Annotated in this window: 19 protein-coding genes; 10 read left to right on the forward strand and 9 right to left on the reverse strand. The window is 62.8% G+C overall.

Features of this window, described 5'->3' with window-relative positions; genetic code table 11:
* The first annotated feature begins 32 nt into the window (after positions 1-32).
* Positions 33-1394, forward strand: coding sequence for a hypothetical protein (locus ACVI9W_RS01585; RefSeq protein ID WP_461528959.1), 1362 nt, complete (start codon positions 33-35; stop codon positions 1392-1394).
* Positions 1395-1568: 174 nt separating this feature from the next.
* On the forward strand, positions 1569-2834 hold the full coding sequence (locus ACVI9W_RS01590; RefSeq protein WP_461528960.1) for a DUF1835 domain-containing protein: 1266 nt from the start codon (positions 1569-1571) through the stop codon (positions 2832-2834).
* A gap of 52 nt (positions 2835-2886) precedes the next feature.
* On the opposite strand, the gene ACVI9W_RS01595 is transcribed toward ACVI9W_RS01590, so the two are convergent.
* From ACVI9W_RS01595 to ACVI9W_RS01610, 4 genes are all read right to left on the reverse strand, one after another.
* Positions 2887-3654, reverse strand: coding sequence for a FecR domain-containing protein (locus ACVI9W_RS01595; protein WP_461528961.1), 768 nt, complete (start codon positions 3652-3654; stop codon positions 2887-2889).
* Between the two features lie 167 nt (positions 3655-3821).
* Positions 3822-4157 carry a DUF2790 domain-containing protein gene (locus ACVI9W_RS01600; protein ID WP_461528962.1) on the reverse strand — a complete coding sequence of 112 codons (336 nt, stop codon included), beginning with the start codon at positions 4155-4157 and terminating at the stop codon, positions 3822-3824.
* A 76-nt stretch (positions 4158-4233) separates the two neighbouring features.
* A complete protein-coding gene (locus tag ACVI9W_RS01605; protein ID WP_461528963.1) occupies positions 4234-4986 on the reverse strand; it encodes an anti-sigma factor family protein in 753 nt (250 codons plus the stop codon).
* Entirely contained in the window at positions 4983-5492 is a 510-nt protein-coding gene (locus ACVI9W_RS01610; protein ID WP_191831628.1) for a sigma-70 family RNA polymerase sigma factor, read from the reverse strand. The genes ACVI9W_RS01605 and ACVI9W_RS01610 overlap by 4 nt, the downstream gene beginning before the upstream one ends.
* A 132-nt stretch (positions 5493-5624) precedes the next feature.
* Between ACVI9W_RS01610 and ACVI9W_RS01615 the strand changes: the two genes are divergently transcribed.
* From ACVI9W_RS01615 to ACVI9W_RS01630, 4 genes are all read left to right on the forward strand, one after another.
* Positions 5625-6671, forward strand: coding sequence for a catalase family peroxidase (locus ACVI9W_RS01615; RefSeq protein WP_461528964.1), 1047 nt, complete (start codon positions 5625-5627; stop codon positions 6669-6671).
* Positions 6668-7222, forward strand: a complete 555-nt coding sequence (locus ACVI9W_RS01620) for a cytochrome b (RefSeq protein ID WP_461528965.1) — start codon at positions 6668-6670, stop codon at positions 7220-7222. Before ACVI9W_RS01615 ends, ACVI9W_RS01620 begins: the two co-directional genes overlap by 4 nt.
* Positions 7223-7301: 79 nt before the next feature.
* On the forward strand, positions 7302-8531 hold the full coding sequence (locus ACVI9W_RS01625) for an MFS transporter (RefSeq protein ID WP_461528966.1): 1230 nt from the start codon (positions 7302-7304) through the stop codon (positions 8529-8531).
* A gap of 57 nt (positions 8532-8588) precedes the next feature.
* Positions 8589-9137 carry a cupin domain-containing protein gene (locus ACVI9W_RS01630; RefSeq protein ID WP_157192973.1) on the forward strand — a complete coding sequence of 183 codons (549 nt, stop codon included), beginning with the start codon at positions 8589-8591 and terminating at the stop codon, positions 9135-9137.
* A gap of 106 nt (positions 9138-9243) precedes the next feature.
* Here the strand turns inward: ACVI9W_RS01630 and ACVI9W_RS01635 are convergent, their stop codons facing one another.
* Positions 9244-10734, reverse strand: coding sequence for a DASS family sodium-coupled anion symporter (locus ACVI9W_RS01635; RefSeq protein WP_461528967.1), 1491 nt, complete (start codon positions 10732-10734; stop codon positions 9244-9246).
* A gap of 363 nt (positions 10735-11097) precedes the next feature.
* Here ACVI9W_RS01635 and ACVI9W_RS01640 point away from each other — a divergent pair, with 363 nt between their 5' ends.
* Positions 11098-11430, forward strand: a complete 333-nt coding sequence (locus ACVI9W_RS01640; protein WP_461528968.1) for a hypothetical protein — start codon at positions 11098-11100, stop codon at positions 11428-11430.
* A gap of 111 nt (positions 11431-11541) precedes the next feature.
* Positions 11542-11964 (forward strand): group II truncated hemoglobin, encoded by a 423-nt coding sequence (locus tag ACVI9W_RS01645; RefSeq protein ID WP_461528969.1) that lies wholly within the window; start codon positions 11542-11544, stop codon positions 11962-11964.
* Here the strand turns inward: ACVI9W_RS01645 and ACVI9W_RS01650 are convergent.
* From ACVI9W_RS01650 to ACVI9W_RS01660, 3 genes are all read right to left on the reverse strand, one after another.
* The gene (locus ACVI9W_RS01650; RefSeq protein WP_038611795.1) at positions 11955-12257 is read right to left on the reverse strand and encodes a hypothetical protein; all 303 of its coding nucleotides are present in this window, start codon (positions 12255-12257) and stop codon (positions 11955-11957) included. The genes ACVI9W_RS01645 and ACVI9W_RS01650 overlap by 10 nt on opposite strands.
* 142 nt (positions 12258-12399) lie before the next feature.
* On the reverse strand, positions 12400-12588 hold the full coding sequence (locus tag ACVI9W_RS01655; protein ID WP_342622445.1) for a hypothetical protein: 189 nt from the start codon (positions 12586-12588) through the stop codon (positions 12400-12402).
* 224 nt (positions 12589-12812) lie between these two features.
* Positions 12813-13133 (reverse strand): YbjQ family protein, encoded by a 321-nt coding sequence (locus ACVI9W_RS01660; RefSeq protein WP_038611801.1) that lies wholly within the window; start codon positions 13131-13133, stop codon positions 12813-12815.
* Between the two features lie 183 nt (positions 13134-13316).
* Here ACVI9W_RS01660 and ACVI9W_RS01665 point away from each other — a divergent pair, with 183 nt between their 5' ends.
* Together ACVI9W_RS01665 and ACVI9W_RS01670 are read left to right on the forward strand one after the other, a co-directional pair.
* The gene (locus ACVI9W_RS01665; protein ID WP_461528970.1) at positions 13317-14747 is read left to right on the forward strand and encodes an MFS transporter; all 1431 of its coding nucleotides are present in this window, start codon (positions 13317-13319) and stop codon (positions 14745-14747) included.
* Between the two features lie 78 nt (positions 14748-14825).
* Positions 14826-15497: a helix-turn-helix transcriptional regulator gene (locus ACVI9W_RS01670; protein WP_191831620.1), complete on the forward strand. Its 672-nt coding sequence runs from the start codon at positions 14826-14828 to the stop codon at positions 15495-15497.
* Here ACVI9W_RS01670 and ACVI9W_RS01675 read toward each other — a convergent pair.
* Positions 15478-15963, reverse strand: coding sequence for a DUF2165 family protein (locus ACVI9W_RS01675; RefSeq protein WP_461528971.1), 486 nt, complete (start codon positions 15961-15963; stop codon positions 15478-15480). The two genes, ACVI9W_RS01670 and ACVI9W_RS01675, sit on opposite strands and share 20 nt — an antisense overlap.
* Between the last annotated feature and the right edge of the window lie 26 nt (positions 15964-15989).

A 15989-nucleotide genomic window follows, 5' to 3' on the forward strand; every position in this document is an offset into this window, starting at 1 on the left:
GACAGCGCCCAGCCACCCAGGCAATCGCGATCATGAGCCTTCTGCGCATCGCGCTCCTACCGTTACTGCTGACATTCGAACTGCCCGCCCTCGCCTACGAATCCGACTTTCATTTCGGTCTGACCTACTGGCTGGCGATTCAGGCCGGCTTTGATCATCAACAGAGCCACGACATCGCCCGCGGTGATGAACTCACTGACACGGGCCTGCTCGACGCCAAGCACGCGATCATCTGGCAGCTGTGCATCAAGCGCCAGGAAGACGCCAGCAAGCTCACCCGTTACCTGCACTTTCGCGCCCAGAATCCGCCGCCGGCATTACCGCCCGCTCGGCCGGTGGATAATGCCGAGGTCTTTGCCCAAGGCCAGATCAACAGCGTGCTCGCCGAACCGGATCACGGCCCGCAAGCGCATCTGCTCAAGCTCGGCCAGGCCCTGCATGGCTGGCAGGATTCGTTTTCTCACCATGGTGTGTCGGACCACCGCGCGCCCTGCCCTGAACAATGGGTCTGGACTCACGCGATCGATCGCGGCGGTGCGTTGAAGCATCAGGCCGACCGCACCTATGTCTATCCCTTTGACTGCCGTGAGGCGGCAAAATCGAGCTACGGCTTTCTGCGCCGCTATCGGCAATCGATGAACCTGACAACAACGGCCAAAGACTGGTCAGTGTTGGAACCACAGGTGTTCGCCTTCTGCCAGTTGAAGACCAGAACCGCCAAGTCTCAATGGCTGCAAACCCATAGTGTGCAGCAGGCCCGAGCGATTGCCGGCAACACCAGCCTGTCCGACGGTGAACAACGCTTCTGGGGGAGTCCCGCCATCGACCTGCGCCCGGCGCCCGCACAGCAGCCGCTGACACCAACCACCGTGCCTGACTACGAACGGCAGACCACCGGCTGGCAGCTGGATGCCGAGGCCGATGCGCTGTTGCAATCGACACTGGGCAGCCTTGCGGTCAAGTCGTCACCGCAGGCCAGACAATGGGCCATGACGTTTCTCCAGGCCTGGCTGACCAGCCCGCCAAAGCAACTGCCACAGACTTTGGCGCCATTTTTTGGCGGCCGCCCGATGACGCTCGCAGATCAACCCATCGACAGGTTGCTGCGCTTGCGCATGAGCGATCGCGGCCTGGCCGACGACGCTGAGTTTGCTCCGGAAAAATTCCTTGGCGATGCGCAGGGCTTTATCACCGCCGACGATCAAACCTGGCGCTCATTGCTGGTACCGCCGCGGGCACAGGAATTACCGGCGCTGGTGGGCAACGGCGAGGACGATGAGCTGTTCCTGATCGCAGTGCTCAGAAACGCACCGAATGCCGTGTTGATCCTCAAGGCCAGGTCCGTGGAACAGGGCTATGCCGTCGAAGGCCTGGTGGTTCAGGTATTTCATTGAGTCGTGCGCTCAGCCGTGCCGACGATTGCCTTTACCCAAGGCCGGGCCTATAGTCGCAGCCGGCGTCATCCACGCCACCCGTCCGCGGAAAGGGCTGCGCCCAGGACAGTACTCCAGGCATTCTCACTACGACTCCCGGCCTGACAGCGGACAAGGCTCGCACAAGGAGTTCGTATGTCTGCTCGACTGTCGTCGCCGTCCTATGATGGGCGCATCAACCTTGAACAACAGCGCAAGCGCGCCAAGGAACTGCTCCAGCGCCTGCGTTCGGGCACGGCGCCTGAACAACTGGCGCAACTTCAATCCTCGCCCCTCACCCCACGTCTGGCCGATGCCCAATGGCTGATTGCCCGCGATCTGGGGTTTGCCAGCTGGCCCAAACTCAAGGCGCACATCGACGCCATCGACTTTGCCGCACGCCACCCTCAGTTCGTCGCCGACGATGAAGCCCGCACCCAGCATTGGCGCTGTGGCAATGACATCGAGCACAGCTTGCACCTGGCCGGTTTTACCGGCGCGTTTCACATGTTCACCGATCCACTGTGCATGGGCCCGGTACGCGACCTGCCGAACGAGCAATATCAGGCGATGCGCATCGACTACATCAGCCAGGCCTACGCTCTTGACCGCGAGCAAGTGCAGCGCAAGATGTTCGATGAATACAGTCATCTGCCGTTAATGGGCGATTGTCCGCGGGCCGTACTCTGGTGCGAAGCGGACGCCTACGATCAGCTGTTTCTGATTCGCCTGCTTTCGAGCCTGGAGCAGTTGCCACATCGCCTGGAAGTGATCCAGATCGGCGACATGCCCGGTGTCCAGCGTTTTATCGGCATCGGCCAGTTGGCGCCGGATGTACTGGCCTGGCTGTGGCCGCAACGCCAGGCGGTCAGCGAACCGATGTTGCAGCTCGCGCGACAGGCCTGGACGGCGTACTGCGCACCGTCCCCCGAAACCTGGGCGCAACTGGCACACCGCCAGGACCTGGCCCTGCCCTTCCTGGCGCGTGCCCTGTTACGGCAGTTGCAGGAGTTACCGGGACTGGGTGATGGACTGTCGCTGAGCGAACGCCTGTCACTACAGATTATTGGCGAGTTTGGCGAAGTCCCCTTCGGGCGGGTGTTTGCCGAACTGATGGCCAAGCGTGAGCCGCTGCCGTATCTGGGCGACATGATGTTTCATGCGTTGTTGCGGCCGTTGATTGATTCACCGACGCCGTTGATTGCCGAAGCCCGGACAGACCTGGAATGGGTTAAACGGCCACTGACGCTGACGGCCTTGGGCGAGCAGGTATTGGCGGGCCAGGCTTACTGGCTGGATCAGCACGCGCCCGAACGCTGGGTCGGCGGTGTGCGCCTGTTGGCCGGGCAAGGACATTGGGCGCTGGACAAGAATCTCTGGCCGGTGTGGCGAGCTTGTGGGAGCGGGCTTGCCCCGCGATAGCGGTTTGTCAGTCACATAGCATCGCGGGGCAAGCCCGCTCCCACCGAAGCATTCACACCGGCACTTGCCGTGGAACCAGCGTGACCCAGTAACGGCTACGCGATTGCACGGTCAGCGGCAGGCTGGCAGCCAGCAAGGCAAGGATCCGGTCGGTGTCGTTCAACTGAAAAGTGCCAGTGACCTTCAGCGACTCCAGCCCCGGCTCCCAGCGCAGGATGCCCGGACGATAGCGGGCGACTTCACGCAGGAACAGGCCCAAGGGCTGGTTGTTGACACTCAGCACGCCGTCGCGCCAGTCAGGCATATGCGGATCGAAGCGCCCCATGGCGCCGCTGCCATCGGCATACAGGGTCAGTTGATCGCCGTAGTCCAGCGCCAGTTCCACGCCCTGCACCGGTTGCACCCGCACTTTGCCGGAGAGTACCGAAATCCGGCAGCTGTCGGCGTCGCGGCGCAGACTGATCTGCGCTTGCCCCGTACTCACCCGGCCCAGGTCGAAGTCGACGTCAATCGGTCGAGCACGATTGACGCTGAGGGCAATCTCGCCTTCGACCAGGGTCAATCGATGCTCAGCCATCTCCAGATCCACTGCAGTAGCGGTGTTCAGCTGCAGCAGGCTGCCATCGACCAGACGCACACCGCGTCGCTCGCCGACGGCAGTGCGCAAGTCTGCATGCCACGCCGCCAGCGGCGACTGCTGGCTGAGTAACCAGCCACCAGGCACCAGCATGGTCAAGACCAGGCCACGCTTGAGCAAGGTGCGGCGATTGGCCTGCGCACAGACCAGTGGCGGCAGCTCGGGGCTACTCGTACGCTTCATCGTTCGCAACGGACCACTGCTTCAGTCATCAACGCGCCTGCACGGGAAAAGTATCAAATGAGATTGATACTATTTAATAGCCTTGAGCAAGCCAAGTGCTATCAGTGGACCTGCACGCTTTATTTGATACCCGGCAGCGACGCCCCCACGCCGCTGCCGGAGGTGTATCAACGCGTAGCCTGAAACCGCGGGCACTGTCCTTCGAGCCGATAACGCAGGGTTACCAGCTGCCCGGACGCATCTTCGTAGGTCATCAACATCGGCGCCGCTTCGCAGCCGCGGGCCATGGGGGTCTGCTCGATCAGCCGGGCGACATCGATCGATGTGCCGTAGCGGTAGTCCTGAACAGCCGGGACGGTTTTGCCGGTTCTTGCCGCATAGGCCTGCACTGCCTGCTCATGGGCAACCAGACGCGCATCCTTCACTTCTGGTGCCGAGGCCAGCGCGCTCTGGCCGGTCAGCAGCAATAGAGCTGCCACTACCAAACCTTGCTTGCGCTTCATTTCGACTTACCTCACAGGTGATGGAACGAACTGCCGGTTCAAACAGTTCGAGCTTACGCCTGCTGGCCGCGACCGGCTACAAAGCGATATCCAGCGCCTTGCGCAGTTGGGCGCCGCGGTTGTCGGCGGCGGCACTGATCAACGCATAGTTGTAGTCGCCACGCGACCAGTAACGGGCCTGCAACTGGCCATCGGTGCGCTCGCCACTGGGCATGCGGGTGAACTGTTCGCTCGGCGAACGCAGGAACAGGCTGATCCGCTGACCCTGGGCATCTTCGAATACCAGCAAGGCGGCTGGCCCCTGCTCGTTGCTCAGCAAACGTGCGCCCAGCGGGGTGAAACCATAGGCCGACAAGTCCGGCAGGTTGCCGACATGGCGGAAATGCTGGCCAAGCCAGGCCTGCAGACGCGCCGGATCACGTGCGCTGAGGTCCAGAGCGCTGGCATCGGCGAACAGTCGATGGGCCTGCAGCGCATCGGCCATAGGCAGGTTGCTGGCCACCAGACTGCTCTCGCGCACCTGCCAGCCACCCAGACCACCGATACCCAGCGTCAGCAACAGCACCGCGGCGTTGGCCCAGTGCCGCTGCCGACGCCGACGCAGTTCACGCCGTACATGGGCCGGATCGAGCCGTGGGTTGGCGGCCTGCCCGGCAAAGCCCGACAGGGCCGCGCGCAGTTGCCGGGCATCCCGGCGCCAGCCTTCGACCTGCCGGGCCTGCTCGGGATTGGCGGCCAGGTACAGCTCTACCGCCCGCCGACGCTCCGGGTCCAGGCACTCGTCGACATAGGCGTGCAGCTCGTCTTCGGACGGGATCAACTGACTCATTTCAACCTCCGCAACACCGGGGACGCGGTAGTGCCCTCGGCCAGTTCGCGCAGCGCCACGCGCGCCCGCGACAAACGCGACATCACCGTGCCAATCGGCACCCCCAAGGCCTGGGCGGCCTCCTTGTAACTCAGGCCCTCGACACTGACCAGCAGCAACAAGGCACGTTGCTCGGTGGGCAAGCGGGCAAAGGCAGCCAGGCCAGACTGGGCCAGGACAATGTCCTCGGTAGCGTTGCCGGCCTCCTCGCCGCGTCCGAACCAGGCCAACCAGCGGGCATGGCGACGCTCGCGGCGTTTACCGTCGATAAATTGCCGGTAGAGAATCGAGAACAGCCAGGCCCGCAAGCTGTCGTGCTCGCGCTGCTGGCCGCGGCGGCTCAGGGCACGCTCGACAGTGGCCTGAACCAGGTCGTCAGCGCTGCTCGCCTCACGGGTCAGCCACAGGGCGAAGCGGCGCAAGCGCTCGAGCATCTCGCGTAATTGGTCGTCATCGAGTTCGTTCATTGCCAGGGTCTTGACCTGTAGGCCATCAGTGTACGAGGCAGACGCTGCTGAGAAAAAATTATTCCACGAGGTCAGGAATAAATTTTCGCCCCGGACGTCGTACCGGTTCATTCACTGACCCGGATCGCCGCCATGAGCACTCCGTTACACGGTCGTCCCCGCACCTTGCGCCTGGCTGCAATCGGTCTCGGCCTGAGCGCCCTGGCCGCAAGTTTTGCCTATGCCGCCGGCTGGATCGGCAGCGAACGCCTGACCCCGAAACGCATCATCGACACCTTCGAAGCCCAGGCCGGGCACTACCCCGGCTACCGTAAAAATCACGCCAAGGGCCTGTGCGTCAGTGGCTACTTCCTCAGCAGCCACCAGGCCGAATCGTTGTCCCGGGCGCGGGTGTTCAGCCAGCAACGGGTGCCGGTGATCGGCCGCTTCGCGATTGGTGGCAGCAACCCTTACAGCGCCGATACCAGCGTGCCGACCCGCAGCCTGGCGCTGCAGTTGAGCAGCGACGACGGCCAGGTCTGGCGCACCGGCATGAACACCCCACCGGTATTGGCGGTGAGCACTCCTGAAGCCTTCTATCAGCAGGTGCTGGCGATGACCCCGGACCCGGCCACCGGCAAGCCGGACCCGGCGCGGGTCCAGGCGTTTTTCGCCGCCCACCCGGAAAGTGCTGCATTTCGCCAATGGGCCAAGGACTACAAGGCCCCGGACAGTTTTGCCAATTCCAGCTTCAACAGTATCAATGCCTTTGCCCTGATCGATAGCGCCGGCAACCGCCAGTATGTGCGCTGGAGCCTGTTACCACAGACGCCGTTCGCCGCCTTGCAGGGCCAGGTCGACGACCGTGACTACCTGCAACACGACCTGCAACAGCACCTGCGCCAAGGCCCCTTGCGCTGGACCCTGCGCCTGACCCTGGCGCAAGCCAGTGATCCGGTTGATGACCCGAGCCAGCCCTGGCCCGCAGAACGTCGCAGCGTCGATGCCGGCACCCTGGTGATCGAGCAGGTTGACGGTCCTGAACAAGGCGCCTGCCGCGACCTCAACTTCGACCCGCTGATTCTGCCCAGCGGCATAGAACCTTCCGCCGACCCGATCCTCGCCGCCCGTTCGGCTGCGTACGCCGAGTCCTTCAACCGCCGCAGCCGCGAAGCGGCCCAGTTGGGAGCACGACCATGAGCACTGTCCCTGTTGCCTTCCATCCCCTGGCGCGTCTGCTGCATTGGCTGATGGCGGTGCTGATCCTGGCCATGCTGTTCGTCGGCGTGAGCATGATCAGCGACCTGTCACCGCGCCACACCTGGCTGCTCAGCCTGCACAAGGCGATCGGCCTGGCCTTGCTGTTGTTGGTGCTGGTGCGCATTGTTTTGCGCCTGACCGTGTCCCACCCGCCGCTGCCTGCTGATCTGCCGACGGTGCAGCGCCTGGCTGCCGGAGCCTCACACCTGCTGCTGTATGGACTGATGCTGGCCATGCCCTTGATCGGCTGGGGCATGCTGTCGGCCGGCGGCTACCCGTTGCCCTTGCACCTGCCGGCCTTGCTGCCTCATGACCTGCAGTTGTACGCAGTGCTACGCCAGGCCCATGGCTGGCTGGCCTACGTGCTGTTCGCGACCGTGCTGGTGCACCTGGGCGCGGCGTTGGTGCATGGCCTGGTACGGCGCGACGGGGTGTTGCGCAGCATGTGGCCGGCCCCCTTGCGCAACCGCCAGGCCGACGACCAAGGCTAACGATTCTTATTATCAAGGGATGCGGTCAGCGAGCCATTTGCGGCACAATGCAACGCTTGCCTCTAAGCCTTGGATAGCCATGAACAGCGCACAGGATCCTGCCCAACCCGCCCCGCTTGCCGCCACGCAAAGCAGCTTCGACCTGCGGCCGCTGCTGTTTGCCAACATGGCCTGCACCATGGCGATGATGGCGTTTGTTTCCTTGATCGGCCCGATTGCCCGCACCCTGGGCCTGGCCACCTGGCAGGCCGGGGCGGCGGTGACCGTAGCCGGGGTGATCTGGATGTTGCTGGCACGGCCCTGGGGCCAGGCCAGTGATCGCCTCGGCCGGCGGCGGGTGCTGTTGCTCGGCACCGCAGGCTTTACCCTGGCGTACTGGGCTTTGTGCCTGTTCATCGATACCGCCTTGAATCTGCTGCCCAGCGCCACCCTGGCCTTCATTGGCCTGATGCTCGGGCGCGGATTGATTGGCGCGTTCTACGCCGCCCTGCCGGTGGGTGGTGCTGCGCTGATCGCTGACAACATCCCGCCACAGCATCGCGCCCGCACCTTGGCGTCGCTGGGCGCGGCCAACGCCGTTGGCCTGGTGCTCGGCCCGGCGTTGGCGGCACTGCTGGCGCGCCACAGTCTGAGCCTGCCGTTCTACGCGATGGCGCTCCTGCCGATGCTGGCGTTTGTAGTGTTATTGCGCAAACTCAAGCGCCAGGAGCTGCACCTCAAGCAACCGCCACGTCCCGTGCGCCTGGCCGATCCGCGCCTGCGCCGACCGCTGCTGGTGGCTTTCGTGGCCATGCTCAGCGTTTCCGTCGCGCAGATCACCGTAGGCTTCTTCGCCCTGGATCGTTTGGGCATGAACCCGGCGGACGCGGCGCAGACCGCGGGCATTGCCCTGACCATGGTCGGCGTGGCACTGATCCTGGCGCAACTGCTGGTGCGCGCGTTGCAGTGGCCGCCGCTGCGGATGATCCGCGTCGGTGCCAGCCTCTCGGCCCTGGGCTTTGCCGCTGCCGCCTTTGCCAGCAGCGCCGAAATGCTCTGGGCCAGCTTTTTTGTTTCGGCCTGCGGCATGGGCTGGGTATTCCCGGCCTTTTCGGCCTTGGCCGCCAACGCCATGGACGCCTCCGAACAAGGCGCCACGGCCGGTTCCATCGGTGCGGCGCAGGGCCTGGGAGTTGTCATCGGCCCCTTGGCCGGGACCTTGATCTACGCCGTCGATCCGCGCCTGCCCTACCTGATTGTGGCCGCGTTGCTGCTACTGGTCGGACTGTGGCCACACCCGCGTCAGTCGTCCATACAGGCGGGCCGCTAAAGCATCACGGAATGTGCTTTAATGCTCCGCCAAAAATTTTCGATATATAAGGCGGCTATGGACACGGGGACACGACTCAAACTGGTGCGTGAACGCAACAAACTCTCCCAGCGGGAGCTGGCCCGTCGTAGCGGGCTGACAAACTCGACGATTTCCCAGATCGAGCAAAATCGCGTCAGCCCCTCGGTCAGTTCCCTGAAAAAACTGCTCGAAGGCATTCCCATGTCCCTCGCGGAGTTCTTCAGCTTCGACGAGCCGCCGCGCGAAGAACGCTTCGTATTCCGCTCCACCGAACAGCCCGACCTGGGCAACAGCGGCTTGCGCTTGCTGCTGGTCGGCGCCAGCGTCGAAGGTCGGCAGATGCGCATGTTGCGTGAACTGTACGCACCGGGTGCCGACTCCGGCGACGAACCGATCGTCCATGCCGAAGGCGAAGAATGCGGCCTGGTGACCCGTGGCACCATCGAACTGCGGGTGGATGGCCAGGTCAGCATCCTCAACTCCGGTGACGGCTACTACTTCCCGACCACCCTGCCGCACAGCTTCAAGAACATCGGCCAGGACGAAGCGGAAATCATCAGCGCCAACACCCCGGCAAACTTCTGACAACTGGCGCTTGTAGGAGCGGATTCATCCGCGATGGGGCGCGTAGCGGCCCCAGAGAAGGGACTGCTATGCAGTCCATCGCGGATGAATCCGCTCCTACAGAAGGTTACATCCACCCCAACCAGTGCCACCAGGTCGCCGCAAACACCAGCATCAACAGATAGCCAATCACCGTCACCAGAATCCCCACCCGCGCAAACTGCTTGGCACTGAACGTCTCAGTCCCCAGACACACCATGTTCTGCGGCGCATTGATCGGCAGAATAAAGCCATAACTGACCACAAACCCCAATGCCATGGTCATCCCCAGACGACTGAAATCCCCGGGCAAGGTTTGCAACACCGCAATCAGGATCGGCAACAGCGCCGAGGTCAGCGCCGTCGCACTGGCAAACCCCAGATGGATCAGAATCAAAAACGCCGCCAGGATCGAAAACACCCCCAGCGTGCCCAGCTGATCCAGCCCGGTATTGGCCACCACCTGCGCGCCCAGCCATTGCCCCGCCTGGGTAGTCAGCAAGGTAGTCCCCAGACTGATCCCGACCCCGAAAACAATCACCGTGCCCCATGGAATCCGTGCTTGCACATCTTTCCAGGTCATCACCCCGAAGCGCGGCAGCAACAGAATCACCAACCCGGCATAGGTGGTCGAAGTAGTATCGAAACTGTGCAGCTTGCCCTCGGTGGCCCAGGCCAGCAGCAACAGCAGCGACACCCCGAGCAAACGCTTCTGCGCCCCGCTCATCGGCCCCAGTTCAGCCAGGGTCTTGCTCACCGCCGCCTTCCCGCCAGGAATGCTGTCACTCTCTGGCGGCAACAGTTTGAGCACGATGAAAATCAGCACCGCCGACATGATCACCGCCCACGGCGCGCCGGCAATCAGCCAATCGATCCACGACACCCGGGCACCGAGCATCTTGTCCATGAACCCCACGGTCAGCAGGTTCTGCGCCGCCGCAGTCTGGATACCGATGTTCCAGATGCTGGTGCCCTGGGCCACGATGATCATGATCCCGGCGGCAATGTTGGAGCGCTTGTCGACGCCAAACGCGGCAATCACCCCCATCATGATCGGCACAACACAGGCACTGCGGGCGGTGGCGCTAGGCACCACCAGGCTGAGCAGAATGGTCACCGCCACCGCACCGAGCAAAATACGCCGGGTACTGACCCCGACACTGGACAGCGTCACCAACGCGATACGCCGATCCAGCCCGGTATGGGTCATGGCTGCGGCAATGAACAAGGCCCCCACCACCAGCGCCAGGGCGCTATTGGAGAAGCCGGTCAGGGCCAGACTGATGCCCGCGGAAGAGCCGTAGATCACCGAGGGGTCGGCAACGGTCGGCGCCGTACCGAGCAAAAACGCCATCAACGTCGTGATCATGATCGCACTGGCTTCGTACGACACCGCTTCGCTGATCCACACCACCACGGCAAAGGCCAGGATCGCCAATACCCGATGCCCGGCCACCGGCAAGTCGGCCGGTAGCGGCAGTAACAACACGCCAATCAGGGCAGCAATCCCCAACAACAAACCAATCGGAATCTTGACCCGGGTGGATTGTGCACCCGGTGTGCTAGCCGACGAACTCATGGGAATCTCCCTACTATGCATGTGCGAACATGATCGGCCAGTTGCCATGGTGGCGAACTGATTCGTATCAACACGGGCGAATGAAGTATTGTCGGACAAGAATGTAGTGACCTAAAAAAATCACTACAAAACCTATTGACGCCATTCGTCGGCCCTTGCATGATGAGGCCGTCTCCCCGATCGGGGACACTGGCAAGGGTGTTCCAGGCAGCTCGAAGGATCCATGAGCTGTATGCGGATGGGTACTGCCCAAAAGGCAGCGTGTAAAAGCCCCCAGTTGTGACGCTGCTGTAGCAGCTTTCTTTCTACGCTACATGACGTGCGCCGAGTTTGAACTCAACTACGAATGGTCAAGGGGGCTTTATGATGAATCTGAACAATCAACCGACTGTTGACGAACTGGCCCGGCTGTTCGCCGCGCGCAAGGACACACTCGACAGCCACATTCTCTGGGTTTGCGAAGCCGGTGAAGTGCGCCTGGACAAGCTGGGACCGTTGACCGATGAAGCGCAGTTCGAGCAACACACGCCGAACATGCGCGCCCGGTTGAAGATGTACCGTCGCGGCCAGGGCTACGTTGGCAAGAAAGCCGCCGCCGACACCCAGTATGTCGGTCGCGTTCTGCAGACCCTGCAACATGAGTGGGCCGAGCTGCAGGACAAACCAGGCGTTGCGGTAATCGACCGCCTCTGCTGAGAACAACAAAAGGCAACAGGCAATACATTGAAGCCCGGTCCGCAAGGATCGGGCTTTTTTCATTCGCGCCCTACCCGGCTACAATGCCCTCTTTTAGCCTGGAGCCCACGCATGAACACTCCCGCATTCGGCACCGGCGATGCCTCCTACCAGGCCGCAGGCGGCATTGATGGCCTGCGTCGGCTAGTCGATGATTTCTACCGGTTCATGGATCAGGACCCGAGCGCCCGCGCGGTGCGTCAGATGCATCCGGACAACCTCAACAGCTCGCGGGACAAACTGGCCTGTTTTCTCAGTGGCTGGCTCGGCGGCCCGGCGTTGTTCAGCGAGCGCTATGGATCGATCGCCATCCCGGCTTTCCATGCCCGTTGGCCGATCGATGAATCCCACAGTGAAATCTGGTTGAACTGCATGGCGCAGGCCATCGCCCTGCAAGGCTACTCAGCGGAGTTTGCTGAGTACTTGCTGCGCCAGTTGCGCGTGCCGGCCCAGCGCATTGTCCAGGCCAGCCGCAACCGTCACGCTCAGGCCTGACGCCGCAATGGCGCCTGCTCCATGGGGAAGTCCCCCGTGAGCAACGCCCGGGCCCGGTCCACACCCCAGACCATGGCGCGGGTCATGGTTTCGCCCGGGCGATTGTCGTAGTACTCCTCCACCATCGCCTTGCCATGGCGGGCGTATACGCCGATGAACAATTGTGTAGCGCCGGTGCGCGACAACCTGACCTGAACATCAATGCTGGTGCCGTCACTGAGTTGTTCGTCGTGGCTGCGACTGTGCAGCTGCGCGTCCGCCCATCTCCAGTAAGTTTCTTCCCTGATGCGCATCGGTTACCCCCTGTATTGATAGCAGCCGGACAAGTAAGACATACAAGTGCGCTACAGGCGAGCGCCCAAGCCTTAACCGTTGAGCAAGGTCAAACAATGCAGAAAAAACCCCGCAACAATGTGCGGGGTGATGTAAACCGGTTCACTTTTTCAGCGGGACCCTGGGCATGAAGCGGCCTTTCTTGGCGCGCTGCAGGTGGCTCGGTCTGGCGTGTTCGGCGTCGTCCCGGGTCATATGGGCAAAGCCCAGACGGAAATCCGCCTGACCGCAACGTACCTGGCTATTGATGGGAAATTCGTCGCCATTGTCCTCGAAGTAGAACTCACTCATGCCCTGTCTCCCGTTGACAGCGAGCCCATACCGGCAAGCAGATGATTGCCCAGATAAGTATCGGCTCAAGTGATTCTGAGACTAGCCGGTCATTTGTGGACCGTGCAGGCAGATAACAAAAAAGCCCGACCAATGGCCGGGACATTTTGTCGCACCCGGTAGGAGCGGGCTTGCCCCGCGATGCGTTGTGGCTGACAGCCCGCAATCGCGGGGCAAGCCCGCTCCTACCGAAGCTTGACCGCGGTGCCGGTGACGAACACCACGACCATCCCGCCACGGGCCGACGGCATGCTGATCTCGTAATCCAGGCCGACCACGGCATCGGCCTGCAGGCTGCGGGCACGGGCCTTGATTTCATCGGTGGCCTGCTCGCGGGCTTCTTTCAAGGCGCTTTCCAGGGTTTGCGAACGACCCCCGAAAAAGTCGCGAAAGCTGGCGAATACGTCGCGCACCACGTTGATACCCTGGACCGATTCGGCGCTGACCACGTCCAGGTAGGCGGCAATTTGCCGACCCTCGACAGTGCCTGTAGTGGTGATAATCATGCTGCTCTCCTTCCCTTCGGTCTTGCAGGTTGTACGCCGAGCCCGTCCGGACCACGGCAAAAAAAAACGATGGTAACAAATGCCGAAGATCGTCCACCGGCTATTTATCCAAGCAATCATTTGTGTAATACGAGAGGCGCACCTAGACTTCCAGGCACTTATCACCTTGCGAAGGAACCGCACATGCCCTCACCGCCTACGCCGGCAAACGCCTCCTGGGCCGAACTGCTGCATGGCCGCAACGCCCTGCGTTCGATTGCGCTGGCCGGCGGGGTGGCGCTGCATGCGATCAACGTCTACATCGTCACCACCATCCTGCCGACCGTGATTGCCGATATCGGTGGATTGGCCTTCTATGCCTGGAGCACGACGCTGTTCGTGGTCACCTCGATCATCGGCTCGACCCTTTCGGCGCGGCTGCTCGAAGGCCTTGGACCACGGCGCGCGTTCCTCCTGGCATTGGCCGTGTTCGCGGCGGGTTCAGCACTCTGCGCGGCAGCCCCGAGCATGCCGGTGCTGCTGGCTGGCCGCAGCGTCCAGGGCCTGGGTGGCGGCATTCTGTTTGCCCTGAGCTATGCCCTGATCCGCCTGGTGTTCGATGCACGCCTATGGCCGCGCGCCATGGCCATGGTTTCCGGCATGTGGGGCCTGGCGACCCTCTGCGGCCCGGCCATCGGCGGCGTGTTTGCCGAGAGCGGAGATTGGCGCTGGGCATTCTGGGCCTTGCTGCCAGTGATTGCGCTGCTGGCGGTAATCGTCATTTCTCAGCTGAACAACACCCTCGCCGGCACCTCCAGCAGCTCACGCCCACCCTATGGTTTGATCGCCTGCCTGGTGGCCTCGGTGCTGGCTATTTCGGCGGCCAGCCTGTCCAGTCACCTGCTGTGGAATCTGCTCGGCATCGCTGCCGGTCTTGCCATCGCCGTGCTGATCGCCCGCCTTGACCGAGATCCCGAACGTCGTCTGCTGCCCACCGGGGCCTACTCATTGGGCACCCGCCTGGGCGTGCTGTATGGGGTGATGTGCCTGTTGATTGCGGCCATGACCACCGAGATTTTCGTGCCTTATTTCCTCCAGCAGATCCATGGTCTCGGGCCTCTCGCCGCAGGCTACATGACCGCCGCCATGGCCGCTGGCTGGACCCTCGCCGCCCTGCTCAGCGCCAGCCGCACGGGCGATGCGGCCGAGCGGCTGATTCGCCTGGGGCCGGCGGTGATCGTCGCGGCGCTGCTGGCGCTGGCCTGGATGACCGCCCAGATCCACTGGCTGACCAGCGTGCTCGGCGTTGCCAGTTACTGCCTGGCCCTGGCCGGCGTTGGCCTGGGTATTGGGCTTGGCTGGCCGCACCTGTTGAGCCGGGTACTGAGCGCCGCACGCCCTGGCGAAGAAAACCTCGCTTCGGCGTCGATCACCACCGTGCAGCTGTATGCCACGGCCCTGGCTGCGGCGTTGGCCGGGCTGGTGAGCAACAGCGCCGGGTTGGTCGATCCCGGTGGCGTGGTCGGTGCCCAGCACGCTGCGTTGTGGTTGTTCGGCGTATTTGCCCTGGCCCCCGTGCTGACCCTGATACTGGTTCGGCGCATCACCGGCAGCCGCGGCCTGGCCCTGGCCTGATGTGCGGCGCAGCGCGGCATTTTCAGCGCTCATTCAATACAATCCTGGACTTTCCATGTGCATGACGACCGCCCTTCCATGACCCCGACCGCCACCGACGCCAGCAACTCCACCGCCGAGCGCATCCTGTTTCTGCTCAAGACCCGCGGCGCGCTGAAGACCACCGACCTGGCCAGCCTGCTGCAGATCAGCTTCGAGGCCGCGCGCCAACACGTTCAGAAGCTGCAGGCAGCGCAGCTGATCAGCGGCATCAGCGCGCCAGCCAACGGCGCCGGTCGGCCCTCACAGAAATGGTTACTGACCGAGACCGCGCAACGGCGCTTTCCGGATGCGCACAGTGTGCTGACCCTGCAACTGATCGAAAGCGTCGAGCAGGTGTTCGGCAGCGACGGTGTCGAGCAACTGATCCAGCGTATGGAAGCGACCCATCGCGCCGAATACCAACAAGCCTGCAGTCAACTGCACAACCTGGAAGACAAGGTGCGTACCCTGGTGCAGTTGCGCGAACAGGCCGGCTACATGGCCGAAATGCAGGCCTGCGACAACGGCTGGCTGATCATCGAGAACCACTGTCCGATTTGCGTCGCCGCCAGCCGCTGCCAGGGTTTCTGCCGCTCGGAGCTGCAGGTGTTTCAAGCGGTGCTCGGCGAACAGGCGCTGGTCGAACGTTGTGAACATCTGCTGTCGGGCCAACGCCGTTGTGTGTATCGGGTCAGCCCACGGCATTCCCCTACGCCCAAGGCAGGTTGAACACCACAAAGGCCAGCAAGGCCCAGAGCACCAGCACCAGATGGGTCAGTTGCAAGCCTTCCTGACGAATCCAGTAACCGAACCAAAGGCCACCCAAGAGCATGCTGAAGGTAAAGCCGAGAAACGCGCTTAGCGCCAGGTTCAACCACGGGCGGGCTTGCACCAGATCGGTCTCGACCAGCAACAGGTAGCTACCGGTCAGTGCAGCCCCTGCAGCGATGACCTGCAGCACCAGCACCAGCAGCAAGGCGATGCGGTGCCAGGCAGGCGAATGCAGGGCGCGGCCGAGCAACGGGATATCAATGGCCGGCGCCTGACGCAAGGGCGCCATGGCCATGGTCGCCCCTACTGCACCGACGGATGCGCGAAAGGCCTGAAGATTGTTGAGTACTGCAATACACAGCCAGAGACTCAATCCGGACGCGAGGGTGGCCTGAAACAGCCACAGGGAGGTGTGCAAATCCATTTGATTGCCAGTCCTAATACACAAGT

The sequence above is a fragment of the Pseudomonas sp. 210_17 TE3656 genome, assembly GCF_054821965.1.

Coding starts and splice junctions, on each gene's coding strand:
- ACVI9W_RS01585 (WP_461528959.1), top strand. CDS start 33: ATGAGCCTTCTGCGCATCGCGCTCCTACCGTTACTGCTGACATTCGAA.
- ACVI9W_RS01590 (WP_461528960.1), top strand. CDS start 1,569: ATGTCTGCTCGACTGTCGTCGCCGTCCTATGATGGGCGCATCAACCTT.
- ACVI9W_RS01595 (WP_461528961.1), bottom strand. CDS start 3,654: ATGAAGCGTACGAGTAGCCCCGAGCTGCCGCCACTGGTCTGTGCGCAG.
- ACVI9W_RS01600 (WP_461528962.1), bottom strand. CDS start 4,157: ATGAAGCGCAAGCAAGGTTTGGTAGTGGCAGCTCTATTGCTGCTGACC.
- ACVI9W_RS01605 (WP_461528963.1), bottom strand. CDS start 4,986: ATGAGTCAGTTGATCCCGTCCGAAGACGAGCTGCACGCCTATGTCGAC.
- ACVI9W_RS01610 (WP_191831628.1), bottom strand. CDS start 5,492: ATGAACGAACTCGATGACGACCAATTACGCGAGATGCTCGAGCGCTTG.
- ACVI9W_RS01615 (WP_461528964.1), top strand. CDS start 5,625: ATGAGCACTCCGTTACACGGTCGTCCCCGCACCTTGCGCCTGGCTGCA.
- ACVI9W_RS01620 (WP_461528965.1), top strand. CDS start 6,668: ATGAGCACTGTCCCTGTTGCCTTCCATCCCCTGGCGCGTCTGCTGCAT.
- ACVI9W_RS01625 (WP_461528966.1), top strand. CDS start 7,302: ATGAACAGCGCACAGGATCCTGCCCAACCCGCCCCGCTTGCCGCCACG.
- ACVI9W_RS01630 (WP_157192973.1), top strand. CDS start 8,589: ATGGACACGGGGACACGACTCAAACTGGTGCGTGAACGCAACAAACTC.
- ACVI9W_RS01635 (WP_461528967.1), bottom strand. CDS start 10,734: ATGAGTTCGTCGGCTAGCACACCGGGTGCACAATCCACCCGGGTCAAG.
- ACVI9W_RS01640 (WP_461528968.1), top strand. CDS start 11,098: ATGATGAATCTGAACAATCAACCGACTGTTGACGAACTGGCCCGGCTG.
- ACVI9W_RS01645 (WP_461528969.1), top strand. CDS start 11,542: ATGAACACTCCCGCATTCGGCACCGGCGATGCCTCCTACCAGGCCGCA.
- ACVI9W_RS01650 (WP_038611795.1), bottom strand. CDS start 12,257: ATGCGCATCAGGGAAGAAACTTACTGGAGATGGGCGGACGCGCAGCTG.
- ACVI9W_RS01655 (WP_342622445.1), bottom strand. CDS start 12,588: ATGAGTGAGTTCTACTTCGAGGACAATGGCGACGAATTTCCCATCAAT.
- ACVI9W_RS01660 (WP_038611801.1), bottom strand. CDS start 13,133: ATGATTATCACCACTACAGGCACTGTCGAGGGTCGGCAAATTGCCGCC.
- ACVI9W_RS01665 (WP_461528970.1), top strand. CDS start 13,317: ATGCCCTCACCGCCTACGCCGGCAAACGCCTCCTGGGCCGAACTGCTG.
- ACVI9W_RS01670 (WP_191831620.1), top strand. CDS start 14,826: ATGACCCCGACCGCCACCGACGCCAGCAACTCCACCGCCGAGCGCATC.
- ACVI9W_RS01675 (WP_461528971.1), bottom strand. CDS start 15,963: ATGGATTTGCACACCTCCCTGTGGCTGTTTCAGGCCACCCTCGCGTCC.